Below are 26,988 nucleotides of genomic sequence, written 5' to 3' on the forward strand. Positions count from 1 at the left end.
GTTAAAGGGGAAATGGAGCTGTGGTTCAAAAAAGAGTTCAGGTTTCATTAAAAAACGGTTTACAAGCACGTCCGGCTGCGTTGTTTGTACAAGAGGCCAATCGCTTTCATGCAGATATTTTCATCGAAAAAGATGGGAAGACAGTAAATGCAAAGAGCATAATGGGGATTATGAGCTTAGCAATTGGAACTGGTAGCATGATAACAATTACAACAGAAGGTTCAGATGCAGAAGAGGCTTTAGAGGCGTTAGCTGCATATGTACAATAAGAAGCTATCGCGCATGTGCGATAGCTTTTTTGTTGTTTGGGGCTTGTTGGTGGGGGTATGTGGGGGGTGCGTACTTGTCGAGAATTGTCGGTAAGTCGATAAGTTGTGTCGAAACGTCGATATATTAAAATAATCGCCGATATAATTGGAGTTACGGTCGATATATTTGAAAAATCGCCGATATATTTCGGTTGATACTAGGTGGGGTATGCGGGCGGAGAACAGCATATAAAAAAAGCGCCCTGTTATAGGGCGCTTCTGCTTTTAATCTATCCAGCTCCAGCGGCTAGAATCTCCGGTTGTTTCGCTTTTACATTCGAGGCAAAAAGCGCCTCGGATGTAAAAGCTCCAACACCCTGCGATTCTGAACGAGCCGCTTCCGCTTTTAGTTATTAACGATTTGTAAAGATCTTATCGATTAAACCGTATTCTAAAGCTTTTTCTGCTGTCATGAAGTTGTCGCGGTCTGTGTCGCGTTGTAGTACTTCAAGTGGTTGACCTGTGCGGTCAGCAAGAATTTGGTTTAGTTTTTCACGTAAGAATAGGATACGTTTAGCAGCGATTTCGATTTCAGTCGCTTGACCTTGTGCACCACCAAGTGGTTGGTGAATCATTACTTCACTGTTTGGCAGTGCATAACGTTTTCCTTTTTCACCTGCTGCAAGTAAGAATGCACCCATAGATGCAGCCATACCGATACAGATTGTTGATACTTGCGGTTTAATAAACTGCATTGTATCGTAAATTGCCATACCTGCTGTGATAGAACCACCTGGACTATTGATGTATAGGTGAATATCTTTGTCTGGATCTTGAGATTCCAAGAATAAAAGCTGGGAAACGATTGAGTTAGCTACGTTGTCATCAATTGCGCTACCAAGCATAATGATGCGGTCTTTTAATAGTCGAGAGTAAATATCGTAAGCGCGTTCTCCACGATTTGTTTGTTCAATTACTGTAGGAATTAAATTCATCTGTTATTTCCTCCTTATAAAGCTTTCTTAGTCTTATAATACAATTATGGTCAATAAAGGTCAAACGAAACCACTTTAAATCAAAAAAATATGTAGTTGTACCATGAAATATTCGCTATGTTTTTGAAATTCCCTGCTTATGTATCTTCAACATCATAACCGAATTACATAAATTTAAACGTTATAAAAACTGTAGAAAAAAAGAAAAGAACGCCTTTTGACTGAAGCGTTCTTTCGATATCTATTCTTTTAAAAGATAGGTTACTTTATTTAAAATCTTTTCGATTTGTTTCGCGTTTTTACTATACATTTCGCTCGCTGATTTCGACTTTGTTTCTAGGGAAAATAGTTCGAGATCAGCATGACATTTTTTTAATGATGCTAATAATAAAGGTTTGTTTTGAGGAGAAGGCATTTGTAGTTTGTCATTATAAATGTCGATAGTCAGTTGTCCGTATGAATCAACTTGACCGAGAAAGACATTTTCGATAACAACACCGAGCTTTTCTAGTTCAGCATGTAGCCAAGCGCGGTTATGTCCACTTGCGGATAGCGGTTCATCTAAGACATTGCCATCCATAATAACAGTTTGTGGTTCTTTTTCGTTCGGCACTTTTAAACCGATGTCTTTTGCTGTGAGTGGTTGGCGATCTTTCTTTAATAATACATTTAATTCTCCGCTCGGTTCTAATACAGCAAATTCAACATCAGCTATGCTGAAAGCATCTTTTCCACGGAGAAGTTCCAGTAATTCGTCACTTGTATATTTTTCTTTCTTTAAATTATCTTCGAGTATCTTTCCATCTTTTATTAATACGGTAGATTTCCCTTCAAAGAAGTCCCGAGCTGTTTTGTTCTTTAAAGAAAGGATTCCTGTTAAAAAAGGTACCACAGCGAAAATGAGTATCGCAAAGACGCCGTGAAAAAATTTTGAATCGAGCCCTGTAGATACTTGGGCAGCGATGTCACCGATTGTCATTCCGGCTATGTATTCAAAAAAGGAGAGCTGAGAGATTTGTCTTTTCCCTAACCATTTCGTAATAGCGAATAAAATAATTAATATGAATACAGAGCGAAGAATGACAAGTGTCCATTCCGGCAGGTGAGACATAGTCATTTCCTCCAGTCTACTTAAAACCCTTTATATTGAGGTTCTTCACGTTCTAATACTGAAACTCTATTTTGTAAATCAGCGATGATGCTGTCCATTTCTAACATACATTCATGAAATACACGTTTTGATTCTGCGTCCTGTGAATGTAGTGAAAGGGAGCTTAAACTTGCTTGAGCGCCCCTTACACTAGCAAGGCAGGTTTTGACGCTAGCGATAACTGTCATACGAACACCTTATCCTTTCGGTTTGAATAGCAATGCTCCGATGAAGCCGAAAATAATAGCTGCGGATACACCGGCGCTTGTTACTTTAAACATGCCGGTAATAACGCCAACGATGCCATGTTTTGCGGCTTCCTCCATTGCGCCGTGAACGAGGGCATTACCAAAGCTTGTAATAGGTACGGTTGCCCCAGCTCCAGCGAAGTCAATTAATGGTTCATACAAATTGAATCCATCTAATATAGCTCCAGCAACAACGAGTGTTGCCATTGTATGAGCGGGCGTTAGCTTGCCGACATCAAACATAAGTTGGCCGATTACACATATGAGTCCGCCAATGACGAAAGCCCAGAAAAAAATCATTGCGTTGCACCTCCGAATTCAATTGAAACGGCGTGAGCGATGCACGGAATCGTTTCTTCTTGTTGGAATGTAAGTGGAGATAGTAAAGCGCCTGTCGCAACGACAAGTATTTTTTTGAACTCTCCTCTTTTCATTCGGTTTAATAAATGACCGTACACGACTGTTGCGGAACATCCTGGTCCGCTAGCCCCAGCTATGACAGGTTGCCCTTCTCTATAAATGAGTAGCCCGCAATCTTGAAACTGTTCGCTCGTTACTTTCGTTCCGTGTTTATGTAGTAAGTCATAAGCAATTTCACGTCCTACATGCCCGAGGTCACCGGTTACGATTAAATCGTAGTAAGAGGCGTCAATTTGACGTTCGCGTAAGTGAGCTTCAATTGTATCGACGGCGGCTGGAGCCATTGCGCCTCCCATATTAAACGGATCTGTTAATCCCATATCAACCACTTTTCCGATTGTTGCGGATGTTACCCTAGGGCCATGTCCAGTATCGCTTAAAATAGCGGCTCCTGCTCCAGTTACTGTCCACTGTGCGGTAGGTGGCTTTTGTCCACCATATTCGGTAGGGTAGCGGAACTGTTTTTCTACAGCGGTGTTATGGCTTGATGCCCCGGTTAATAAATATTTTGCGCCTTTTGCATTTACGATACTCGCCCCAAGTGCTAAACCTTCCATAGAAGTAGAACAAGCGCCGAATAATCCGAGATAAGGAGTGCCCAGTGTACGGCAAGCAAAGCTTGTAGGGGTAATTTGATTAATTAAATCTCCTGCGAGTACAAATTGGATATCATCTTTACGAAGTTCTGCTTTTTCAGTGGCGCGGCTACAAGCTTCTTCGAATAAAATTTTATGTGCTTTTTCATAGGAATCTTGTCCGAGCCATAAATCTTCATGAAGGATATCGAAGTCTTCTGGGATTTTTCCTTTTGCTTCAAACGGCCCGCCGACGACTCCTGTCGAAATAATAACTGGTTTGTTTTCAAATACCCACGTTCGGTGTCCTTGTAACATTTATAGCCCTCCCCATTGAACGAGAATCGTTTTAATAAGTGCGATGACGAAAGCTGAAAATACACCAAATAAAATAACGGAGCCGGCTAATTTAAACATGTTAGCTCCAACACCAAGGACAAATCCCTCTGTTCGGTGTTCGATGCATGCTGCGATAACAGAGTTACCAAATCCAGTGACAGGTACAGCTGTTCCAGCACCTGCAAATTGACCGAGACGATCATATACACCGAATCCAGTTAGTAACATCGAGATGAAAATAAGAGTTGCTACTGTTGGATTCCCTGCTGAGCGTTCAGTGAAATCGAAATACGTAATATAAAAAGTAGAAATGAGTTGCCCAATTAGGCAAATGAAACCACCAACGAAAAAGGCTTTTATACAGTTTTTTAAGACAGGACGCTTCGGTTCGCGTTCTTGCTCGAATTTTTTATATTCCTGTTGTACAGGGGTTAAGTTTTTATCTTTACTAGACATTTAAATCCTTCCTTTTCTATTCGAAAGCGTTAAGTGTTAGATTCCATTTCTGATCCGATAAGTTTTAACTGTTTTTTGATTTCATCTTTAGATATTTCTTTTTTCTTGATTCTGTTTTCAAGCTTTTCGAGTAACATAAAGATTTTTTTATCGGTGCTAACACGAACATCGAAAGTGGGATATTCGTCACTTAGTTGCTTTTGAAGTTTCTTGCGTAAAGGTTTTAACCCAAATCGTTCATGATGCTCAGGCTTAACTGCTATGTAGAGATCTAAATTTGAATTCACAGCTGCGCTCTTTATAATTTCATCCATAGCGAGAGCTCTTTTCTTCGCTCCCTGTGATATAGATTGATTAAAGGATTCCGTACTCGTCTTTGTTAATTTGGGACCTTTCTCTTTCTCTGTTCGTTTTGCTTCTTCTTTTTTTACCTTTTTATCTAAGGGGCTGTGATCACAACCGGTAAAAGAACTAAATAGAAGTATAAATAACGCGGTAATGAGTCCGATCTTTCGCATAATCATCATTCCATTTCTATTGCAATATGTAATGTGATAGAAAAAGGATGACTGCATATCACCCTTTTTCTATTTCACAGCAAGACTGATTCGTTATTGCTGTGAGTATTGTGGTTCTTCTTGTTGGACTTCTTCAACACGTGGGTTTAAAGAATCGATAATTGTTTGTGTTTGCTGCGCAGCTGTTTGGAAAAGTTGCTTAGCTTGTTGGTTATCCGTATCAAGAGCGAATCCCTCTAAGCTAGCTTGTGCACTTTTTAATCCAGAAACAGTTTGCTTTAATTTCGTAATTACAGTCATTGAATGAAGCCCCCTTTGGAATATCAATTCAAAGATTATAATTTGTGAGTTGGAGTGAATTTATGATTGGGAATTTTAGGGATGAAGCATCTGAGCATTACAATTTTGTAATGAACATGTAAGGAAAAGCGATAGTGACAAAAACTTTTTTCTCCTAGAATAAAGAAGGTAAAATAAGTTAAAAGCATATTTTAAGGAGAGAAAAATGAAGAAATTATTATTGGGTTTAATTGGAGTTTTTATATTAGTTATTGGTGTGGCAAGTGTTTCTCATAATGAGATAACAGATAGATACAATCCGCTTGTGAAAGAGGACTTTGTATATGTAAAAGCGAAAGAATCTGGCCGACTATCCAAAATTGGAGAGGTAGCTGGGGATTATAAACTAATGGGTTATTATACTTCAGGTGAAGAGAGAGATGTTAAGTTTTATGCACCTCGTGGACTTAGAGAGGGAGCGTATGTAAAGGTTAAAACAAAAGGTGAATATATTGAAACATATCAAGAAGTACAGCCTAATGAAATTCCAAAAGAGATTAAAGAGAAACTAGATAAATAAGACCGTTAAGAATTGCCTCCTAAATATAGAAATTAGGGGGCTTTTTTATGTGAAAAATAGTGTATATATAAAGTGCAATCAAAGAGTTTTTATTGATTTAAATGGTTTTTATTGCTATTATTATGAAGAGAAAATGAAGTGTATTTTATAATCATGCGCCCATAGCTCAGTCGGATAGAGCGGTGGTTTCCGGTACCACGTCTGCCGGGGGTTCGAATCCCTCTGGGCGCGTCAAAAAGTCCTAACTTACGTTTTGTAGGTTAGGACTTTTTTTATTTCCCTCTTGTTATATCTGATAATAAGATTTACTATTAGTACTTAGTTATAATTAAATTCCGTTATTATTTTCTTTCAATATTATTCAAATTTCGGTTTTAAGTTGTAAATCTCATTAATACATATAAATTAATAATATTTTGGAATGGGTGTCTGTGATAGCATTCTCCTTTTACCAAACTTATTGTACAATAGAAACAAGGGGGAGATTAGTTTGAAGGCAAGTCTTTTACAAGAACAAAGCTTACGTTTGGCAATGACACAAGAGTTAAGGCAAGCGATTACAATGCTCCAGTATAATGTACAAGAATTATCGGAGTTTTTGTATGAGCAATCGTTAGAGAATCCCCTTATTGAGTTAGGTGGTTTTGAGAGGGAGAAGAAAAAGAGCTCTAACAACAGTAAAAGTACCAGCAAACAAGTCGAGAATCAGATGGAAATCTACAGTGTGGATTCTACAACGATTCAGCAACATTTATTAAATCAAATACAGTATTATAAAATAGAGGAAGAAGAGCGAAAAGTAGCTTCTTTCATTATTATGAACATGGATGGAAATGGGTATTTACAAGAAACGAACGAGGAGTTAGCAAATCTCCTTTCCGCACCGCTACATGTAGTTGACCGCTCTGTAGAGCTTGTCCAATCACTTGAGCCAGCAGGGGTAGGGGCGCGTAATATTCAGGAATGTCTAACCTTACAATTGAAGCGCTTACAAAGGCGGAATGGATTAGCAGAAGAGGTTGTAGAAGACCATTTCGCTTATTTCGTAAAGAAAGATTGGCGAAAGCTCGTTCAATTGCTGAAGTGTAGTAATGAGGAATTGCAATCGGCGGTGAACTGTATAACGTCATTACAACCAAAACCAGGTCTTGCGTTTTCTTCTGATAAACCACTTTATATTGTGCCTGATATGGCGGTGAAAAAAGATGGTGATCGTCTCGTTTTACAAATGAATGAGAGAAATATGCCGAGAATTGAAATTCATTCTGAATATAGTGCGCTTCTTAATAATAGTGAAAGTGAAGTAGCATCTTACGTTTCAGAAAAGTATCAGCATGTACAGTGGATTATGCGTAGTTTGAAACAGAGAAAACAAACGCTTTTGCAAGTGATGACCATTATTATGGAAAAACAACGTGATTTCTTCTGGAAAGGTCCGGAGTATTTAAAGCCACTTGCTTTAAAAGAAGTAGCAGAAGAGTTAAGCGTCCATGAATCGACAATTAGTCGGGCAACGCGAAATAAATATGTGCAAACACCACACGGTTTATTTGAGATGAAATCGTTCTTTAGTAATGCCGTTTCGACTACTGAAGATGAAGCGGTTTCTACAAAGCGTGTAAAACAATTTATTCAAACGCTTGTTGAGGCGGAGAATAAGAAAAAGCCACTTTCAGACCAAAAGATTTCAAAATTGTTAGAAGAAGAGCATGAAATCGTTATTTCTCGAAGAACAGTGGCGAAGTATAGGGAGCAAATGCACATCCCAGCGTCGTCATTACGAAAAACGATCGGATAGGTGAAGAAGATGAAAGTTGTACTGTATACAAAAAATGATTGTGGCCTTTGCGTGAAGGCGAAGCAAGTTTTACAGGAAGTACAATGTGAATATTCTTTTCAAATTGAGGAAATAGATATATATGAAGATAATGACCTTTTAGAAAAATATCACCTAATGATTCCGGTTGTAGAAATAGACGGAAAACAAGTAGAATATGGTAACATTCACAAAGGTGTCATAATAAACTATATAAAGAATGCAGTTAAGAGTTGAATAAGTTTCTATCTCCTGTTACAATAATACACGTAGCAGGGATTATTTTTTTAACCTATGTGGGACACAAAATGTCACTATGGGACGTAAAGTGACCACGAGGGAAAATGAACCGATGTAGTGAGGAGAAAAGATATGCGCTCATGGATTCAGAACACAAAAAAATTATTACCTGATCTGCTACCTGTTATGCAAACGAGAATGCAAATTCTTCAATACATTAGGCTTATGCAGCCAATTGGAAGAAGAAATTTATCAGCAAGTCTCGGTATGACAGAACGAGTATTGCGAAGTGAAGTTCAAGTTTTGAAAGAACAAAACTTAGTTCACGTCGCTTCTTCTGGAATGACTTTGACAGAAGAAGGAACAGCTTTAGTTCTTGCTTTGGAAGACTTTATGAAAGAAATTTCCGGGTTAAAGGTTTTAGAAAAGCAACTTAAGGAAACATTAGACTTGGATGAAGTTTTCGTTGTCCCTGGTGATAGTGATGAATCGCCTTGGGTCAAACTGGAGATGGGCCGTGCTTGTGTGACTTGTATAAAAGACCGTCTGACAGCGAATAATATCGTTGCTGTGGCTGGAGGAACTACGCTAGCTGCTGTTGCGGACATGATGCAGCTTGATTGCAAAGATTTACATATGCTATTTGTCCCAGCACGTGGTGGAATTGGAGAAGGCGTCGAGTTAGAAGCCAATACTATTTGTGCCAAGATGGCGCAAAATACGATGAGTAATTATCGCTTATTGTATGTTCCAGACCATGTTAGCAGCGAAGCATATGCGTCTATTGTGACAGAGCCTTCCGTGAAAGAAGTTCTTGAGTTGATTCGATCTTCCAATATCGTCATTCATGGAATAGGTGATGCGTTAACAATGGCACGTCGCAGAAATACTTCAGAAGCAGATTGGTTAAAGATTCAGGCAAGCGAAGCAGTTGGCGAAGCTTTCGGTTACTACTTTAATGAACAAGGAAATGTTGTTCATAAAGTAAGAACAGTTGGTATGCAACTAGAGGATTTACAAAATGTATCTCACGTTGTTGCAGTCGCTGGAGGTTCTTCAAAGGCAAAGGCAATACAGGCTGTAATTAAACAAGGGCACACTTCAATTCTAATTACAGATGAAGGTGCAGCAAAACAATTAACAAAGGGTATTACCCTTTAATATAATCCCCCAAGGAGGAAATTCAAATGACTAAAATTGGTATTAATGGATTTGGACGTATCGGACGTAACGTATTCCGCGCAGCACTTAACAACCCAGAGGTAGAAGTAGTAGCAATCAACGACTTAACAGATGCTAAAACTTTAGCTCACCTTTTAAAATATGACACAGTTCACGGAACTTTAAACGCAGAAGTATCTGCTAACGAAAGCAGCATCGTTGTTAACGGTAAAGAAATCAAAGTTATCGCTGAGCGTGACCCAGCACAATTACCATGGAGCGACTACGGAGTAGAAATCGTAGTAGAATCTACTGGTCGTTTCACTAAAAAAGCAGACGCTGAAAAACACTTAGGTGGATCAGTTAAAAAAGTTATCATCTCAGCTCCAGCTTCTGACGAAGATATCACTGTAGTTATGGGTGTTAACCACGAACAATACGATGCAGCTAGCCACAACGTAGTATCTAACGCTTCTTGTACTACAAACTGCTTAGCTCCATTTGCTAAAGTATTAAACGAAAAATTCGGCGTAAAACGCGGAATGATGACAACAATTCACTCTTACACTAACGACCAACAAATCTTAGACTTACCACACAAAGATTTACGTCGTGCTCGTGCAGCAGCTGAAAACATGATCCCAACATCTACTGGTGCAGCTAAAGCAGTAGCATTAGTATTACCAGAACTTAAAGGTAAATTAAACGGTGGCGCTGTACGTGTTCCAACTGCTAACGTTTCTCTAGTTGACCTAGTTGTTGAACTTGACAAAGAAGTAACAGTTGAAGAAGTAAATGCAGCATTCAAAGCAGCAGCTGAAGGCGAATTAAAAGGTATCCTTGGATACAGCGAAGAGCCATTAGTATCTATCGACTATAACGGATGTACAGCTTCTTCTACAATCGATGCATTATCTACAATGGTAATGGAAGGTAACATGGTTAAAGTACTTTCTTGGTACGATAACGAAACTGGTTACTCTAACCGCGTAGTAGACCTAGCAGCTTACATGACTTCAAAAGGTCTTTAATTCTTAATTATATAAGTTATCAATGACAAAACGAGGGAGAGGGTTTGTTCCCTCTCTCTCTTCTTTCGTTTTAAAAGCAAATGTGTTAAGCTTTTGAGTGGGTTTTGTCAATCCTAACTAGTAGTCGGAGGGAAATCCAATGAACAAAAAATCAATTCGTGACGTAGATTTAAAAGGTAAGCGTGTATTTTGCCGCGTTGACTTCAACGTACCTATGAAAGAAGGCAAAATTACAGATGAAACTCGTATCCGTGCAGCTCTTCCTACAATTCAATATTTAGTAGAGCAAGGTGCGAAAGTTATTTTAGCAAGCCACTTAGGCCGTCCAAAAGGTCAAGTAGTAGAAGAAATGCGTTTAACTCCAGTAGCAGCACGTTTAGGCGAGCTTCTTGGTAAAGACGTTAAAAAAGCAGACGAAGCATTCGGACCAGCTGTACAAGAAATGGTTGCAGCAATGAACGAAGGCGACGTATTAGTTCTTGAAAACGTACGTTTCTATGCGGGCGAAGAAAAGAACGATGCAGAACTTGCGAAAGAATTTGCAGCTCTTGCTGACATCTTCGTAAACGATGCATTCGGTGCAGCTCACCGTGCTCACGCTTCTACAGCAGGTATCGCGGACTACCTACCAGCAGTATCTGGTTTACTAATGGAAAAAGAGTTAGATGTTCTTGGAAAAGCACTTTCTAACCCAGATCGTCCATTCACAGCTATCATCGGTGGTGCGAAAGTAAAAGATAAAATCGGTGTAATTCGTCATCTATTAGACAAAGTAGATAACTTAATCATCGGTGGCGGACTTGCTTACACATTCGTTAAAGCTTTAGGTCATGAAATTGGTCTATCTCTATGTGAAGACGACAAGATTGAACTAGCTAAAGAATTTATGCAACTTGCAAAAGAAAAAGGCGTAAACTTCTACATGCCAGTTGATGTTGTAATCACTGAGGAATTCTCTGAAACTGCAACAACTAAAATCGTTAATATCGATTCTATCCCTTCTAACTGGGAAGGCGTGGACATCGGTCCTAAAACACGTGAAATTTATGCAGATGTAATTAAAAACTCTAAGCTTGTTGTATGGAATGGACCAATGGGTGTATTCGAAATGACTCCATTCGCAGAAGGTACAAAAGCAGTAGGACAAGCATTAGCAGATGCAGAAGGTACATACTCTGTTATCGGCGGTGGTGACTCTGCAGCAGCTGTTGAAAAATTCGGTATGGCTGATAAAATGAGCCACATTTCTACTGGCGGCGGTGCGTCATTAGAATTCATGGAAGGTAAAGAGCTTCCAGGTGTAGTTTGTCTTAACGACAAATAAGTAGCAGCCAAAGAAAAAGGACGGTGCAAAGCATGCGTAAACCAATTATCGCAGGTAACTGGAAAATGAATAAAACTCTATCTGAAGCAGTTAGCTTCGTAGAGGAAGTTAAAGGTCAAATCCCAGCAGCTTCAGCTGTTGATGCAGTAGTTTGCTCTCCAGCTCTATTCTTAGAGCGCCTTGTAGCAGCGACTGAAGGAACTGATTTACAAGTAGGTGCACAAAACATGCACTTCGAAAAAAATGGTGCATTCACTGGCGAAATTAGCCCAGTAGCACTTAGCGACTTAAAAGTAGGCTACGTAGTACTTGGCCACTCTGAGCGTCGTGAAATGTTTGCTGAAACAGATGAGTCAGTAAACAAAAAGACTATCGCAGCATTTGAACATGGTTTAACACCAATCGTATGTTGTGGTGAGACTTTAGAAGAGCGCGAAAGCGGAAAAACATTTGATCTAGTAGCAGGTCAAGTGACAAAAGCACTTGCAGGTTTAACTGAAGAGCAAGTTAAAGCAACTGTTATCGCTTATGAGCCAATCTGGGCTATCGGTACAGGTAAATCTTCTTCTTCTGCAGACGCAAACGAAGTATGTGCGCACATCCGTAAAGTTGTTGCAGAGGCTGTTTCTCCAGCTGCTGCAGAAGCTGTTCGTATTCAATACGGCGGTAGCGTAAAACCAGAAAACATTAAAGAGTACATGGCACAATCTGACATCGACGGCGCTTTAGTTGGCGGTGCTAGCTTAGAGCCTGCTTCGTTCTTAGGTCTTCTGGAGGCGGTAAAATGAGAAAGCCAACAGCTCTAATTATTCTTGACGGTTTCGGACTTCGTGAAGAAACTTACGGGAATGCTGTAGCACAAGCTAAGAAACCTAATTTTGATGGTTACTGGAACAAATTCCCTCACACAACGCTTACAGCTTGTGGTGAGGCAGTAGGTCTTCCAGAAGGTCAAATGGGTAACTCTGAGGTTGGTCACTTAAATATCGGTGCTGGCCGCATTGTATATCAAAGCTTAACACGCGTAAACGTTGCAATTCGTGAAGGTGAGTTCGACAAGAACGAAACGTTCCAAAGTGCAATTAAAAGCGTAAAAGAAAAAGGTACTGCACTTCATTTATTCGGTTTACTTTCTGACGGTGGTGTGCACAGTCACATGAACCACATGTTTGCTCTTCTTCGCTTAGCAGCTAAAGAAGGCGTTGAGAAAGTATACATTCATGCATTCTTAGATGGCCGCGATGTTGGACCAAAAACAGCACAAAGCTATATTGATGCGACAAATGAAGTAATTAAAGAAACAGGAGTAGGACAATTCGCGACTATCTCTGGTCGTTATTACTCCATGGACCGTGACAAGCGTTGGGATCGCGTAGAAAAATGTTACCGTGCTATGGTGAATGGTGAAGGCCCTACTTATAAATCAGCAGAAGAGTGTGTAGAAGACTCTTATGCAAATGGTATCTACGATGAATTCGTATTGCCGTCTGTAATTGTTAACGAAGATAACACGCCAGTTGCAACAATCAATGATGATGATGCAGTTATCTTCTATAACTTCCGTCCAGACCGTGCAATTCAAATTGCTCGTGTATTTACAAACGAAGACTTCCGTGAGTTCGATCGTGGTGAAAAAGTACCTCACATTCCAGAATTCGTATGTATGACACACTTTAGTGAAACAGTAGATGGTTACGTGGCATTCAAGCCAATGAACCTTGATAACACTTTAGGTGAAGTTGTTGCGCAAGCGGGATTAAAGCAACTTCGCATCGCGGAAACTGAAAAGTATCCGCACGTTACATTCTTCTTTAGCGGTGGTCGTGAGGCTGAATTCCCAGGAGAAGAGCGTATCTTAATTAACTCACCGAAGGTTGCAACGTATGACTTGAAACCTGAAATGAGCATTTACGAAGTAACGGACGCTTTAGTAAATGAAATCGAAAATGATAAACATGATGTTATCATTCTTAACTTTGCGAACTGTGATATGGTTGGCCATTCTGGGATGATGGAACCAACAATTAAAGCAGTAGAAGCAACTGACGAATGTTTAGGAAAAGTTGTAGAAGCGATTCTTGCAAAAGATGGTGTAGCACTTATTACTGCTGACCATGGTAATGCTGACGAAGAATTAACTTCTGACGGAGAGCCAATGACAGCTCATACAACTAACCCGGTTCCTTTCATCGTTACGAAGAATGACGTAGAATTACGTGAAGGTGGTATCTTAGGTGATATCGCTCCAACAATGCTTACACTTCTTGGTGTTGAGCAACCGAAAGAAATGACAGGTAAAACAATTATTAAATAATTTGCTTATATAAAAAGGAGAGAATTTATTATGTCAACAATTATTGATGTTTATGCTCGCGAAGTCCTTGACTCTCGTGGTAACCCAACTGTAGAAGTAGAAGTTTACACAGAAAGCGGCGCTTTCGGACGCGCTATCGTACCAAGTGGTGCATCTACTGGTGAACACGAAGCAGTAGAATTACGTGACGGTGACAAATCTCGTTACCTTGGTAAAGGCGTTGTTAACGCAGTAAACAACGTTAACGAAATTATCGCTCCAGAAATCGTTGGTTTCGACGTAACTGACCAAGCTGGTATCGACCGTGCTATGATCGAATTAGATGGCACTCCAAACAAAGGTAAACTAGGCGCTAACGCTATCCTTGGTGTATCTATGGCAGTAGCTCACGCAGCAGCTGACTTCGTAGGTCTTCCATTATACCGTTACCTTGGTGGATTCAATGCAAAACAATTACCAACTCCAATGATGAACATCATCAACGGTGGTTCTCACGCTGATAACAACGTTGACTTCCAAGAGTTCATGATCTTACCAGTTGGTGCTCCAACATTCAAAGAATCAATCCGTATGGGTGCTGAAGTATTCCATGCACTTAAAGCTGTATTACATGACAAAGGTCTTAACACTGCAGTAGGTGACGAAGGTGGATTCGCTCCAAACCTTGGTTCTAACCGTGAAGCATTAGAAGTAATCATCGAAGCTATCGAAAAAGCTGGTTACAAAGCTGGCGAGAACGTATTCTTAGGAATGGACGTTGCTTCTTCTGAGTTCTACAACAAAGAAACTGGTAAATATGACCTTGCAGGCGAAGGCCGTACTGGCTTAACTTCTGCAGAAATGGTTGATTTCTACGAAGAGCTTTGCAAAGACTTCCCAATCATCTCTATCGAAGATGGTTTAGACGAAAACGACTGGGATGGTCACAAATTATTAACTGAGCGTCTTGGAAGCAAAGTACAATTAGTTGGTGACGACTTATTCGTAACTAACACTCAAAAACTTGCTGAAGGTATCGAAAAAGGTATCTCTAACTCAATCTTAATTAAAGTTAACCAAATCGGTACTTTAACTGAGACTTTCGAAGCTATCGAAATGGCTAAACGTGCTGGTTACACAGCAGTTGTATCTCACCGTTCTGGTGAAACTGAAGATGCTACAATCGCTGACATCGCAGTTGCAACTAACGCTGGCCAAATCAAAACTGGTTCTATGAGCCGTACTGACCGTATTGCTAAGTACAACCAATTATTACGCATCGAAGACGAACTAGGCGAAATCGCTGTTTACGATGGTATCAAATCTTTCTACAACATCAAACGATAATTGTAGAAAATAACGACAGACCGTGAGAAATCACGGTCTGTTTTTTTTTGTTAAAATTCTTCCCCCGTCATAAGTGACATGAAATGTTTAAAGAAGCGGTTATAATCAAAATCAATTGCGATTTGATGAATCGGCCGATCAATAAATGGTTTAGATTCTTCTAAAGAGCGGAATTCCCCAATGCTTGCCCCTTGTGCATAAGATTCGGTCATGATAACGATAGGTGATTTGTGATACGTAAACATAGAGTTATCAAGTAAAGCGAGTATTGGCATTGTGTCATGGAAGGGGCTACCCTTTAAATGTGGTAGAGCATTTTTATAATAACTATAGTAATAATGATCGAATAAAGGTTTGACGAGTGGGGCTTTTCCTTTTGCTTCAATATATTCAGCCATTTCTGGTGTAATGATGGAATATTGGGTGACGTTTAATGGATAGATGTACATGTTAGGTGAGGATTGAAGGACTATATTAGCGGCAGCAGGATCACCATAAAAGTTTGCTTCAGAAATAGGGGTAACATTACCCGGGTGTAAAAAGGCACCGCCCATTATGTAGTAAGATTTAATTTGCTTCATTAACTGTTTACATACGATGAATAAAATTGCGAGGGAGGTAAGTCTTCCTAAACTTACAATGATTACTTCATCTTTATACTGTTCAATAAGAGGAATAACTTCGAAAAAATTCTCCATTTCCCCGTTAGTTACATTCCCTTTTGGAATAATTGGCCCGAGCCCTTGTTTCCCATGTACATCGGTAAAAAAAGCAGGTGGGGCACCAGTAAGTGGACGCTCTGACCCACCAAATATCTTAATATTTCTATTCATTGTTTCATTCTTAAGAAAATGAGCATTTTGTACGGCCATCTCTTTTGGAACATTGCCGTAATCAGCAACAATGCCGATGATTTCTATTTCATCAATAAAGAATGCTAAGAGGAGAGCCATCGTATCATCAATCCCAGGATCACAAAAAATGAGAACTTTTTTGGGCATATGTTCACCACCTATCTTGTTTATCCCACTTTAATGGGCAGTAAGACCCCCACCTCGAAATACAGCAATAATCAGTGGGGGATAAAGAACCCCCACTGATTAAAGTTTCACTTTATATATATGTAAGCGTAAGGATAAAAAGATTATTTTATTGAAATAACAACCTTTAAAATTCAGAAAATAAAAACTTCTTATATTAGGTCAAGGTTTTTGACTTAATTTTCTTTTAGAAATGTAGTCATATCAAGGTTGTAAGCGTATAACATAGGCGTTTTTTGCTGTCAAGTTGATAAATTGCAGCTTTTTACAATTTATACTATGATAAAGATATTAACAGAAGATCGTATAAACAAGAGGGATGATGAACATGAAATTTACAAAGATTCTTGTCCAAATTGCTGCTCTTTACGTTTTTTATATGGTTGGAACTTGGGTACAAGAAATGTTAAATATTCCGATTCCAGGAAGTTTGATTGGAATGTTCCTCTTACTTGTTTTACTTAGCCTAAAAGTTCTTCCAGTGAAATGGTTCGATTTAGGAGCAGAAACACTCGTTGCTATTATGCCGTTTTTATTAATTCCGCCAACACTTGGCCTAATGAATTACGGTGCTTTTTTTATGAGTAAAGGAATTTCTCTTTTCATTACAATTGTAGCGAGTACATTTTTAATTATTATTGTCGCAGGACATACAGGACAATATCTTGCGAATAGAAAGGAAAGAGAGTCGCGATGAGCCAAATATTGATCGGAATCGGTTGGGTTATTTTTACGGTGCTATTATACCAATTATCTAAAAAAATCTACAAATTATTTCCAACACCATTCACCATTCCAATGCTTGTAGCAACAGGATTAATGGCTTTCTTATTTATTATGCTTGATATACCGTATCAACATTATATGGAAAGTGGTGGCGGCTGGATTGCAAAACTGCTCGGACCCGGTGTTGTAGCATTTGCAATTCCTCTTTATAAACAACGCCACGTTCTTCAAAAATATGTTGTACCGATTGCCGGCGGGGTACTAGTAGGTACAACAGTTGCCATTGCAAGTGACTTTGCTATTGCGTCACTTATGGGAACAGATAAAAGCTTAATTTTATCTTCTTTACCAAAATCAGTGACAATGCCAGTTGCGATGAGTGTTTCAGAGCAAGTTGGTGGTGTGCCGTCATTAACAGCAGCCTTCGTTGTTATTGCAGGTATTACTGGAACGATTACCGGCCCGCTTTTATTAAAATGGAGCCGCGTTACAAACTCAGTTGGTAAAGGTATCGGATTTGGATGTGCTTCTCATATTATGGGCGTGATGAGAGCGATGAAAAATAATGAACATGAAGGTGTTATTGGATCGGTAACAATGACATTAACAGCGATTTTAACATGTTTGCTCGGGCCGCTATTTGCAATGATGTTCATGTAATAGAAGAAAAGCGGGAGCAACCTTATAGCTCTCGCTTTTCTATAGAATTTATGCTACAGTTACAATAACTGAATCTTTGTAGGAGGTACGCCAAGTGCATACGTTATTATCCGTTTTACTTATTATTGTATCGATTTTAATGATTGTTATGGTACTTATGCAGTCTAGTAATAGCTCAGGCCTTTCAGGTGCAATTTCAGGCGGTGCAGAGCAATTATTTGGTAAGCAAAAAGCACGTGGAATTGAAGCGGTATTAAACCGTATTACAATTGTTTTAGCTGTATTGTTCTTCGCATTAACAATTGGTGTTACGTACTTAAACTTATAGAATTGAAAGAAGAAGCGTTAGTAAGATGTACTAATGGTTCTTCTTTTTTTGTTTTGTCATTTGAAAGATGTTTCTAATTAGATTATAGAAATATAAATATGGTACACTAGATATAGAAAGAATACGACTAGATTACAGAAGAGAAAGAGGAGAAGTACATGATGAAATTAGCATCTCCGAAACCATTTACATTTGAGGGTGGAGACCGCGCTGTTTTATTATTACATGGATTCACAGGAAACTCAGCTGATGTACGTATGTTAGGGCGTTTCTTAGAAAAGAAAGGCTACACTTGTCATGCCCCAATTTATAAAGGGCACGGTGTACCACCAGAAGAGCTTGTTCATACAGGTCCTGAAGATTGGTGGCAAGACGTAACGGAGGCATATCAGCTTTTAAAAGATAAAGGTTTTGAGAAAATTGCTGTCGTTGGATTGTCACTTGGCGGCGTATTTTCTCTAAAATTAGGTTATACAGTACCGGTTTTAGGTGTAGTACCAATGTGTGCACCGATGTATATTAAGAGTGAAGAAACGATGTACCAAGGTATATTGGCATATGCCCGCGAATATAAAAAGCGTGAGCAAAAATCACCAGAGCAAATCGAACAAGAAATGTTGGAATTCCAAAAGACACCGATGAATACATTAAAAGCATTACAACAATTAATTGCTGACGTACGTAACAATGTGGACATGATTTATGCCCCAACATTTGTTGTACAAGCGCGTCATGATGAAATGATTAATACAGATAGTGCGAACATTATTTATAACGGTGTAGAATCAACGTTAAAAGACATTAAATGGTATGAAGACTCTACGCATGTCATTACACTTGATAAACAGCGTGACGAGCTACATGAGGATGTATATAACTTCTTGGAGCAACTAGATTGGTAAGATCTAGTTGCCTCTTTTTTTCATAAGGGAATTTTTTATGGAAGCTGTAAAAAAATCATTGGGAGATGATTGAAGTTTCGCTTTATACATCCCCCATCTTTCGGATACACTAAATAATATAAGGGTTTAAAGGAGGTATTTTTGCTTGGAAGAAATCATACAAGAACATATTGATAAGTTGTTATTATTTATGAGAGAAGAAGCGTATAAACCGCTAACGATACAAGAGTTAGAAGAGGCGTTTGGGATTGAAGGTTCTGAGGGCTTTAAAGATTTTGTAAAGGCGCTTGTAACGATGGAAGAGAAGGGACTTGTTATTCGTACTCGTAGCAACCGTTACGGTCTTCCTGAAAAAATGAATTTAGTACGTGGTAAGTTAATTGGACATGCACGTGGCTTTGCGTTTGTTGTACCAGACGAGAAGAAAACAGGAGACGATGATCTTTTCATTCCGCCTACAGAATTAAACGGTGCGCTTCATGGTGATACAGTATTAGCCCGCCTTAGTTCTCAATCGAGTGGTTCGCGTCAAGAAGGTTCCATTGTACGCATTTTAGAACGCGGAACGAAAGAACTAGTTGGTACATATACAGAGTCCAAAAACTTTGGATTTGTTATACCTGACAATAAGCGCTGGACAAGTGACATTTTCGTATTGAAAAGCGCATCAATGGGCGCTGTAGAAGGTCATAAAGTAGTTGTGAAAATTACGAGCTACCCAGAGAATCGTTTAAGTGCGGAAGGTGAAGTTATTCAAATTCTAGGTCATAAAAATGATCCAGGAGTAGATATTTTATCTGTCATTCATAAACATCACTTGCCTTTAGCGTTCCCTGAAGAAGTGATGGAACATGCAAACAGTGTACCAGAAACGATTTCAGAAGAAGATTTAAAAGATCGCCGTGACCTGCGTGACCAAATGATCGTAACGATTGACGGTGCAGACGCGAAAGATTTAGATGACGCTGTTACAGTAACGAAGCTCGAGAACGGTAACTATAAACTTGGCGTTCATATTGCGGATGTAAGTCATTACGTCCAAGAAGGTTCTCCAATTGATGTAGAAGCAGCGGAGAGAGCGACGAGTATATATCTTGTTGACCGTGTAATTCCGATGATTCCGCACCGTCTATCTAACGGTATTTGTTCATTAAATCCGAAAGTAGATCGTCTGACATTATCTTGTGAAATGGAAATCAACAACTTAGGTGACGTTGTAAAACACGAGATTTTCCAAAGTGTAATTAAAACGACAGAGCGTATGACGTATGCTGACGTAAGAAGCATTTTAGAAGATGAGGACGAAGAATTAATTAAGCGCTATGAGCCACTTGTACCGATGTTTAAAGAGATGGGGCAATTAGCACAAATTTTACGTGAAAAACGTATGCGTCGCGGTGCAATCGACTTTGACTTTAAAGAAGCAAAAGTATTAGTAGATGAAGAAGGAAAACCGACAGACGTTGTTATGCGTGATCGTTCTGTATCAGAGAAGTTAATTGAAGAATTTATGCTTGTTGCGAACGAAACAGTAGCAGAGCATTTCCACTGGATGAACGTACCATTTATGTATCGTGTCCATGAAGATCCGAAAGAAGATAAGCTAGAGCGTTTCTTCGAGTTTGTAACGAACTTCGGATATGCGGTAAAAGGACGTGCGAATGAAGTACATCCTCGTGCGCTGCAACAAATTCTTGAAATGGTTCAAGGGCAACCAGAAGAAGTAGTTATTTCGACAGTAATGCTTCGTTCTATGAAGCAAGCACGTTACGATGCAGAAAGCTTAGGACATTTTGGTCTATCAACTGAGTTCTACACGCATTTCACATCACCAATTCGTCGTTACCCAGATACGATTGTTCACAGATTGATTCGTGAATATATCATTAATGGTAAAGTCGATAATGAAACGCAAGCAAAATGGCGTGAAAAATTACCTGAGATTGCAGATCATTCTTCTAATATGGAACGCCGTGCTGTTGAAGCAGAACGTGAAACAGACGAAATGAAAAAAGCAGAGTATATGGTTGATAAGATCGGCGAAGAGTATGACGGTATGATTAGCTCTGTAACAAACTTCGGTTTATTCGTAGAGCTTCCAAATACAATTGAAGGTCTTGTACACGTTAGCTACTTAACGGATGATTACTACCGTTATGATGAGCAGCATTTCGCAATGATTGGAGAACGTACAGGTAACGTATTCCGCATCGGTGACGAAATTACAATTCGCGTTATTAACGTAAATAAAGACGAGCGTGCAATCGACTTTGAAATCGTTGGCATGAAAGGTACGCCTCGTCGTAAGTTCAAAGATCGTCCAGTCGTGATCGAACAGCCAAGAACAGGCAGAAAGAAACGCGGCGGACGTAGCGAACGCAGTAATGAGCGCGGCGGAGAACGTGGCACAGGTAGAAAATTTGACCGTGGTGGCAAAGGTAAAGGAAGAGGATCTGCATCCGCGTCCGCTAGTCAACCAGGGAAAAAAGATGGTAACGGCAAGAAGAAAAAAGCATTCTTCGAAAACGTACCAGGATTTAAGAAGAAAAAGAAAAAGCGTAAGTAAGAAAAGGATGGCTTCGCTTTGATGAAAAGCGAGGCTTTTTCTTTTTTCTTGGTGGCTTGAGAGCGAGCCACTTTCGCTTTTTGTTCACATTTGTTACAATAGTAAAAATAGAGGAGGGACGTTATATGCCAAAAGGTTCAGGTAAGGTTATTGCACAAAATAAAAAAGCTTTTCATGATTATTTCATCGAAGAAACATACGAAGCAGGGCTTGTCCTTCAAGGAACGGAAATTAAGTCGATTCGCGCTGGACGCGTGAACTTGAAAGATGCATTTGCTCGTGTACATAATGGTGAAGTATGGGTTCATAATATGCATATTAGTACGTACGAACAAGGGAATCGTTTCAACCATGATCCGCTTCGCACGAGAAAGTTACTTCTGCATAAAAAAGAAATTGATAAATTAGCAGGAGCTGCAAAAGAAACAGGATATGCATTAGTTCCACTTAAAATCTATTTGAAAAATGGATTTGCGAAAATGGCACTTGGTTTAGCAAAAGGTAAGAAACAATATGATAAGCGTCACGATTTAAAAGAGAAAGAAGCAAAACGTGAAATTGCACGCGCGTTCCGTGATCGTCAAAAGATGTAATACAGATATTTACATTTGTAAAACGGCGCGCGTATGTTATAATAACTTATGTAAGATTGTTGCACATTGAAAAACAGCTCTTAGTAGCTATCACGAAATTTTCTTCGTATGCTCCATTTTTATCATGGGGACGTTACGGATTCGACAGGGATAGTTCGAGCTTAGGTTGCGAGTCGAGGGGATCGGCCTCGTTAAAACGTCAAAGCCTATAATTGGCAAACAAAACAATCTTTCTTTAGCTGCTTAATTGCACTAAAGGTTCCTCCCTCCATCGTCCATGTGGTAGGGTAAGGGACTCAAACTAAGTGGACTACGCCGGAGTTCGCCGTCTGAGGACAAAGGAAGAGAACAACCAGACTAGCAACTTGGAAGCCTGTCGATAGGCTGAAGAGTTTGCGAAATGCTAATATATCGACTACACTCGTAGAAGCTTAAGTGCCGATATTTTTGGACGTGGGTTCGACTCCCACCGTCTCCACCAATACATATTTGGTGGTTTTTTTATTTTGTTTTGTAATTTAAACCATAAGTTGTCCGTTTTGGACAACTTATGGTTTAAATTATATTAGGACAATTTATGCTTTGTTTTATTATCTATGAATACAAAAACATCGAATTTTTAATTTTTTATCAGATATTGTGTATAACGAAGAAGTTCTCTTTTGTCCATATACTCGGGAAATCTATAAAAGGATTCCCTTGGTTTTGAAGTAAGAAGTTCTCTCGTTTTCAACTTCTCATTCTCCGCCTTATATTCTTTATTATGAACTGTAAATATTTTTTGGATTTTTAAACCCTTTTTTACTTAGCTGCTTTATGTATTGGAATGGGCTAAGATATTGCTGGTTATTTTCTGACAAGGCTATGCGGTGATTAAACGCAAAAGCATTGGAATTTTTACGTTCATGCTTCCCACACCTATTACAAAAAAATAATTATTAGCTACTATGTCACTCCCCTCTTCTTTTCCAAGATATTTTTGGTGGATTAGAATTTTAGATGTCACTACATTTTAAGTTTCAGCTCAACTAACAGCAGTTTCCCCTGGTTCAGGTGGAAACGGGAAGGCTTTTGGAGTGAAAATACAATTATAATATTATTGATCGAGTGGTCAATTTTTACATGTTACATTTAGCCCTGCGAAAGAAAATGATATGAATTATGGAAAGGTAGTTCAACATACCGTTGCTTTATAGGACCTCTGTATACGAGATTTAGGTTATTTTAGTTTGATAGATCTAGAGTGCAATCCAACAAAAAGGAGCTCTTATGTTGGGGGTGATTATTAGCTTTCCGTAAAAACTGTGATTTATAGATTTATTCCTAATCAAGAAGCGCAACGTAGGAAAACTTGATTTTACAAAGACAAAAGAAAAACTTGATTTTTAGTGACTCAACAAAAAATTACAAGATATCAATGTATATATTACAAATATTCTATCGGAATATGTTTCAAAAGAATTTTTTCATGAATTCTATTCTCTTCATTTATTTGCCTGCTTGATAAAATGGACGAAAATAAAATAGTTATCGGAAGAAAGCTGTATTTGATACCTTAGGTATTACTACGAGCAGTATATAGAAAAATAAGATGAATACACTTTAAAAAAGTTGTAGCCCGTTAGGGCTATTTCGTATGCAATTTTTGATTTAATAACAGGAGATGAATTTATACGTATTTTTGTAAGTACAATTTTCTTAGCTTGATGGTGATGTTACTGTACCCCTTGTAAAACTAAAAAAATAGACGAATAAAATTAGCTAAAGGAACGTTTATTCATTTTGAACAAGGAGCTCACTATACAAGTTCTACATATTAAAAGTTGGTCAAGAAATATGGATTAAGTCAATACATGTCAAGAAGGAGAAAATTGTTGGGGGTAATGTCCCATCAGAATCATTTTTGGGGTTACTTCAAAGATAAAGTATACATAAGTCATGTGAATCCTTAGCATAGCCGAAAATCGAAGTTAAGAATTAAGTAAAATACTATAATAAATATAAATACCAATGGAATTTAAAGAAGATGACTCCTGTTGAGTACAGAAATCATCTTCTTAATGTAGCATAGATTTTTTTGAATGTTCTTTATAAAGGTTGCATTTTATAGAACTTTAAGGTTTATTTGGAAATTATATAACACGCTATTTAATTTTTGATGCTATCCATTTTCCGACTGATTTCGCCCATTTATTAGGATAGTATGTTGCGTTTGTTGCAATAGTTTTCCCACCATTAATATTTAATAGTTCTTTAGAAGTTAATTCAATACATGTGGTTTTTTTCATTTTAATACCCCTTTCTTTTCTACAAGTTATAAAGATATAGAGATATATTGTTGATAAATTCTTAGTAGGATTTGTTACTACATTCTACGGCCAGGTTGTCCATATTTGTAGCTCATTTCGATTTCTGGTCCACCAGATGTTGGATAGTTTTTTAAAAACCATTTTCCAGCTACGTAAATATAATAAGGAGCGCCACCTTCAGTTTTTTCGATTTCTTTTTGACTTAAAGCTTCTAACTTTGCTGTATTTAATTTCATAAAAAATTCCTCCTATTATAAAATGTATTTGTATATTCCAAATCTTATATACAAATACTATTATATACAATTTTTTCATTTTGTCTAGTTTTTTTAGAATATTCTTATCCGTTTATCTAATTTTTATTTACTGAAAAATAACTATATTCTAATTGGAAATAGTGTTAAAGAGAAAGATTAATTTTCAATAGTTATTTGAAAATAATAAAATATAATTAGATTTAGGGCTGAAATTAATGTTGGTGAGGACATAAAATGATTATGTATGGAAAGAAAAGAAAACTGAATTTTTTTGTGAATATCAGATAATATAAATGATGGATTGAAGAAATTGTGGAGATAGTTAGTCAGTTCATCAAAAGGTCTAGGCAATTATAGCAATATCTGAATGAATGGAGTTTTATTCTAATTTTATTCGGGAATATGTCTAACCAAAAGGAATTATCATCAAAAAAGAAAGTAGAGAGAAAGCCAAGTAAATTAGATCTCTATAAACTATATGTTTTTCAAAGGATTAAAGGAGGTACCATCAACTGTGCAGTGTTGTATGATGGAATTTTGTTAATACAATAATTGGCGAAAACCATTTTTATGATATGGTCAAATCGTATCGGGAAAACTTTAAATAATAAGCAAGGCTACGGTTTGAAGCAATGTCTAATAAGCAATCTTTAATAGATTGGTAATACATATGGAAGATAAAAGTTAATGGAGAAGAACAAGATATATAACTTTGTAGTGGTATTATGATACTTTTATATCATGCCAAAAATTAAACTGCAGATAAGAGAGAAATTCAATGTGTTATTGAATTTTTGATAAAAAGATATAGTATTTGTTAGGGATTTTATTTGATTGATGAAGTTTAGCCATTAGTCTACACGTTTATTTTATTTAATTAAAACATTTGGATGTAAAATGATTAAACCAATAATGCTTGTTCCAAATCATTATTTTAATTAAACAATTGATAATAAAAAATAAATGGATATCTTTTATAGGTCAATTAATGAGAAAATGCACTAGTAATTACTACTAGTGCATTTGTAAAATCTTAAAGAATTTTTGAAGATTAGTGGGAGATATGAAAATCCGGTGTTCTATTTTATACCTTTCATTAATTCTTGAATTTTTGGTGCCATAAAATATAAAATCACGCTTAGTAGTATTGAAAGGCCACCAATTACACCGAAATAAATAATTTCTGTCTCTGGGGTATACAACCGAACGATTTGTGCATTTATAGCTTGTGCAGCTGCACTAGTTAAAAACCATAAACTCATTGTTTGAGCAGAGAAAGCAGCTGGTGCTAATTTTGTTGTTATTGATAATCCTACGGGTGATAAACAAAGTTCTCCAATTACTACTAAAAGGAAGCTAATTACTAACCAGATAGGACTTACTAAAGATTGGGTGCCATGAACATAAGCTGGAATAATCATAACTAAGAATGATAAACCAGCAAACAATAATCCTATAGCAAACTTATTTGCTGTACTGGGTTGACGCGAATTAAGTTTTACCCACAACCAAGCAAAAACAGGTGCTAATAAAACGATGTAAATAGGATTTAATGATTGGAACCATGAAGATTGTAGATTAAATCCTGCAAATTGTAACTGAGTACGTTGATCAGCATATGTAGCTAAAATTATAGCTCCTTGTTCTTGAATAGCCCAGAACATTGTAGCAGCAATAAATAATGGTATATATGCAATAAGACGTGACTTTTCAATTTTTGTAGTTTTGGGACTACGGTACATAAAAATAAAATAACAAGAAGGAATGATTATTCCTAAAATACTTACTAATAAAGTAAATCGGTTAATAGTTAAGATCCCTGTTGGTATAGTTGCAAAACACACTAAGGCTATAACTATAATACCGATACTAAATTGCTTAAGTACAGTTTTTCGTTCGCTTACTGTTAAAGGGTTGGGTATTTGAGCACCGGCTAAGCCAAGATTTTTCTTTCTTGTCAGTACAAAGAAGAGTAATCCTACCATCATACCGATAGCAGCAACCCCAAAACCAAGATGGAAATTGTACTGTTGACCTAGTGTACCAACGATAAAAGGAGATAAAAATGCACCTAAGTTAATTCCCATATAGAAAATACTGAATCCGGAGTCTCGGCGTGTATCTGTTTCACTATATAGGTTCCCAACAATACTAGATACGTTCGGTTTTAATAGCCCTGTCCCCAGTACTAGAAATACCATAGAAATAAATAAAGTACTTATACTACCAGGTAGTGATAAAATAAGGTGGCCAATCATAATTAAAACCCCACCCCAAAAAACAGTTCTACTTGATCCCAATAGACGATCGGAAATCCAGCCCCCAATAATACCGGACATGTAAACTAGAGATCCATAAATGGCCATAATTGATGCTGCAGTTGCATGATCAATTCCTAGACCACCTTGTGAAATTGAATAATACATATAGTAAAGTAATATGGCTCTCATACCATAATAAGAGAATCTCTCCCAAAATTCTGTGAAGAATAAAGTGAGTAATCCTTTAGGATGTCCAAAAAAACCCTTTTGCGGAATAGTCTGAAAAATATCTTTTGTTTCTAGTTTTTCCATAATTCTAGGCTCCT

Annotated in this window: 28 protein-coding genes, 1 tRNA gene and 1 other RNA gene; 18 read left to right on the top strand and 12 right to left on the bottom strand. The window is 37.9% G+C overall.

Going from position 1 to position 26,988, the window contains the following annotated elements; translation table 11 throughout:
• Positions 1-20 precede the first annotated feature (20 nt).
• On the top strand, positions 21-269 hold the full coding sequence (locus RTP99_RS13405; protein WP_000250307.1) for an HPr family phosphocarrier protein: 249 nt from the start codon (positions 21-23) through the stop codon (positions 267-269).
• Positions 270-661: 392 nt separating this feature from the next.
• Here RTP99_RS13405 and clpP read toward each other — a convergent pair whose 3' ends face one another.
• The 8 genes from clpP to RTP99_RS13445 form a co-directional block, all read right to left on the bottom strand.
• Positions 662-1,243: an ATP-dependent Clp endopeptidase proteolytic subunit ClpP gene (gene clpP, locus RTP99_RS13410; protein ID WP_001049154.1), complete on the bottom strand. Its 582-nt coding sequence runs from the start codon at positions 1,241-1,243 to the stop codon at positions 662-664.
• Between the two features lie 241 nt (positions 1,244-1,484).
• Positions 1,485-2,354: a DUF421 domain-containing protein gene (locus RTP99_RS13415; RefSeq protein ID WP_000018908.1), complete on the bottom strand. Its 870-nt coding sequence runs from the start codon at positions 2,352-2,354 to the stop codon at positions 1,485-1,487.
• 20 nt (positions 2,355-2,374) lie between these two features.
• Entirely contained in the window at positions 2,375-2,581 is a 207-nt protein-coding gene (locus RTP99_RS13420) for a DUF1657 domain-containing protein (RefSeq protein ID WP_000215900.1), read from the bottom strand.
• Positions 2,582-2,590: 9 nt separating this feature from the next.
• Positions 2,591-2,941: a stage V sporulation protein AE gene (spoVAE, locus tag RTP99_RS13425; RefSeq protein ID WP_000575919.1), complete on the bottom strand. Its 351-nt coding sequence runs from the start codon at positions 2,939-2,941 to the stop codon at positions 2,591-2,593.
• The gene (spoVAD, locus tag RTP99_RS13430) at positions 2,938-3,954 is read right to left on the bottom strand and encodes a stage V sporulation protein AD (RefSeq protein WP_000938952.1); all 1,017 of its coding nucleotides are present in this window, start codon (positions 3,952-3,954) and stop codon (positions 2,938-2,940) included. Before spoVAD ends, spoVAE begins: the two co-directional genes overlap by 4 nt.
• Complete coding sequence (gene spoVAC, locus RTP99_RS13435) at positions 3,955-4,431, bottom strand: stage V sporulation protein AC (protein WP_000095406.1); 477 nt, start codon at positions 4,429-4,431, stop codon at positions 3,955-3,957.
• Between the two features lie 29 nt (positions 4,432-4,460).
• Positions 4,461-4,949 (bottom strand): YhcN/YlaJ family sporulation lipoprotein, encoded by a 489-nt coding sequence (locus RTP99_RS13440; protein WP_001226063.1) that lies wholly within the window; start codon positions 4,947-4,949, stop codon positions 4,461-4,463.
• Between the two features lie 93 nt (positions 4,950-5,042).
• On the bottom strand, positions 5,043-5,249 hold the full coding sequence (locus tag RTP99_RS13445; RefSeq protein ID WP_000216166.1) for a DUF1657 domain-containing protein: 207 nt from the start codon (positions 5,247-5,249) through the stop codon (positions 5,043-5,045).
• A gap of 205 nt (positions 5,250-5,454) precedes the next feature.
• On the opposite strand from RTP99_RS13445, the gene RTP99_RS13450 reads away from it, so the two are divergent.
• From RTP99_RS13450 to eno, 10 genes are all read left to right on the top strand, one after another.
• On the top strand, positions 5,455-5,808 hold the full coding sequence (locus RTP99_RS13450) for a YxeA family protein (RefSeq protein WP_000734942.1): 354 nt from the start codon (positions 5,455-5,457) through the stop codon (positions 5,806-5,808).
• A gap of 155 nt (positions 5,809-5,963) precedes the next feature.
• Positions 5,964-6,039: transfer RNA gene (locus RTP99_RS13455), tRNA-Arg, on the top strand.
• Between the two features lie 259 nt (positions 6,040-6,298).
• Complete coding sequence (gene rpoN / locus RTP99_RS13460; RefSeq protein ID WP_312365908.1) at positions 6,299-7,606, top strand: RNA polymerase factor sigma-54; 1,308 nt, start codon at positions 6,299-6,301, stop codon at positions 7,604-7,606.
• A gap of 9 nt (positions 7,607-7,615) precedes the next feature.
• Positions 7,616-7,861, top strand: a complete 246-nt coding sequence (locus RTP99_RS13465; RefSeq protein WP_000869738.1) for a glutaredoxin family protein — start codon at positions 7,616-7,618, stop codon at positions 7,859-7,861.
• Positions 7,862-7,996: 135 nt separating this feature from the next.
• Complete coding sequence (gene cggR, locus RTP99_RS13470; protein WP_001258187.1) at positions 7,997-9,025, top strand: gapA transcriptional regulator CggR; 1,029 nt, start codon at positions 7,997-7,999, stop codon at positions 9,023-9,025.
• Between the two features lie 26 nt (positions 9,026-9,051).
• Positions 9,052-10,056 carry a type I glyceraldehyde-3-phosphate dehydrogenase gene (gap, locus tag RTP99_RS13475; RefSeq protein ID WP_000161231.1) on the top strand — a complete coding sequence of 335 codons (1,005 nt, stop codon included), beginning with the start codon at positions 9,052-9,054 and terminating at the stop codon, positions 10,054-10,056.
• A gap of 139 nt (positions 10,057-10,195) precedes the next feature.
• Positions 10,196-11,380: a phosphoglycerate kinase gene (locus RTP99_RS13480; protein WP_001036347.1), complete on the top strand. Its 1,185-nt coding sequence runs from the start codon at positions 10,196-10,198 to the stop codon at positions 11,378-11,380.
• A gap of 32 nt (positions 11,381-11,412) precedes the next feature.
• Positions 11,413-12,168: a triose-phosphate isomerase gene (gene tpiA, locus RTP99_RS13485; RefSeq protein WP_001231036.1), complete on the top strand. Its 756-nt coding sequence runs from the start codon at positions 11,413-11,415 to the stop codon at positions 12,166-12,168.
• A complete protein-coding gene (gene gpmI, locus RTP99_RS13490; protein ID WP_001231150.1) occupies positions 12,165-13,694 on the top strand; it encodes a 2,3-bisphosphoglycerate-independent phosphoglycerate mutase in 1,530 nt (509 codons plus the stop codon). Before tpiA ends, gpmI begins: the two co-directional genes overlap by 4 nt.
• A gap of 30 nt (positions 13,695-13,724) precedes the next feature.
• Entirely contained in the window at positions 13,725-15,020 is a 1,296-nt protein-coding gene (gene eno, locus RTP99_RS13495; RefSeq protein WP_000103957.1) for a phosphopyruvate hydratase, read from the top strand.
• A gap of 50 nt (positions 15,021-15,070) precedes the next feature.
• Here eno and RTP99_RS13500 read toward each other — a convergent pair whose 3' ends face one another.
• Positions 15,071-16,021: a nucleoside hydrolase gene (locus RTP99_RS13500; RefSeq protein WP_001125025.1), complete on the bottom strand. Its 951-nt coding sequence runs from the start codon at positions 16,019-16,021 to the stop codon at positions 15,071-15,073.
• A gap of 367 nt (positions 16,022-16,388) precedes the next feature.
• Here RTP99_RS13500 and RTP99_RS13505 point away from each other — a divergent pair, with 367 nt between their 5' ends.
• The 7 genes from RTP99_RS13505 (at position 16,389) to ssrA (ending at position 22,316) form a co-directional block, all read left to right on the top strand.
• Positions 16,389-16,757: a CidA/LrgA family holin-like protein gene (locus RTP99_RS13505; RefSeq protein ID WP_000673220.1), complete on the top strand. Its 369-nt coding sequence runs from the start codon at positions 16,389-16,391 to the stop codon at positions 16,755-16,757.
• On the top strand, positions 16,754-17,446 hold the full coding sequence (locus RTP99_RS13510) for an LrgB family protein (protein ID WP_000078293.1): 693 nt from the start codon (positions 16,754-16,756) through the stop codon (positions 17,444-17,446). Before RTP99_RS13505 ends, RTP99_RS13510 begins: the two co-directional genes overlap by 4 nt.
• Positions 17,447-17,540: 94 nt before the next feature.
• On the top strand, positions 17,541-17,774 hold the full coding sequence (secG, locus tag RTP99_RS13515) for a preprotein translocase subunit SecG (RefSeq protein WP_000557262.1): 234 nt from the start codon (positions 17,541-17,543) through the stop codon (positions 17,772-17,774).
• Positions 17,775-17,935: 161 nt separating this feature from the next.
• Entirely contained in the window at positions 17,936-18,676 is a 741-nt protein-coding gene (estA, locus tag RTP99_RS13520) for a carboxylesterase (RefSeq protein ID WP_000761976.1), read from the top strand.
• 145 nt (positions 18,677-18,821) lie between these two features.
• Positions 18,822-21,242, top strand: coding sequence for a ribonuclease R (gene rnr, locus RTP99_RS13525; protein ID WP_000391099.1), 2,421 nt, complete (start codon positions 18,822-18,824; stop codon positions 21,240-21,242).
• Positions 21,243-21,367: 125 nt separating this feature from the next.
• Positions 21,368-21,835 carry an SsrA-binding protein gene (gene smpB / locus RTP99_RS13530; RefSeq protein WP_001123901.1) on the top strand — a complete coding sequence of 156 codons (468 nt, stop codon included), beginning with the start codon at positions 21,368-21,370 and terminating at the stop codon, positions 21,833-21,835.
• A 126-nt stretch (positions 21,836-21,961) separates the two neighbouring features.
• Positions 21,962-22,316, top strand: a transfer-messenger RNA (tmRNA) gene (gene ssrA / locus RTP99_RS13535).
• Positions 22,317-23,979: 1,663 nt separating this feature from the next.
• On the opposite strand, the gene RTP99_RS13540 is transcribed toward ssrA, so the two are convergent.
• From RTP99_RS13540 to RTP99_RS13550, 3 genes are all read right to left on the bottom strand, one after another.
• The gene (locus RTP99_RS13540; RefSeq protein WP_000753821.1) at positions 23,980-24,123 is read right to left on the bottom strand and encodes a hypothetical protein; all 144 of its coding nucleotides are present in this window, start codon (positions 24,121-24,123) and stop codon (positions 23,980-23,982) included.
• A 77-nt stretch (positions 24,124-24,200) separates the two neighbouring features.
• Positions 24,201-24,380: a hypothetical protein gene (locus tag RTP99_RS13545; RefSeq protein ID WP_000774089.1), complete on the bottom strand. Its 180-nt coding sequence runs from the start codon at positions 24,378-24,380 to the stop codon at positions 24,201-24,203.
• 1,100 nt (positions 24,381-25,480) lie between these two features.
• On the bottom strand, positions 25,481-26,974 hold the full coding sequence (locus RTP99_RS13550; RefSeq protein WP_000412934.1) for a peptide MFS transporter: 1,494 nt from the start codon (positions 26,972-26,974) through the stop codon (positions 25,481-25,483).
• Positions 26,975-26,988 lie beyond the last annotated feature (14 nt).

Origin of the sequence: Bacillus sp. (in: firmicutes) (genome assembly GCF_031983925.1) — a bacterium.
GTDB lineage: Bacteria > Bacillota > Bacilli > Bacillales > Bacillaceae_G > Bacillus_A > Bacillus_A pacificus.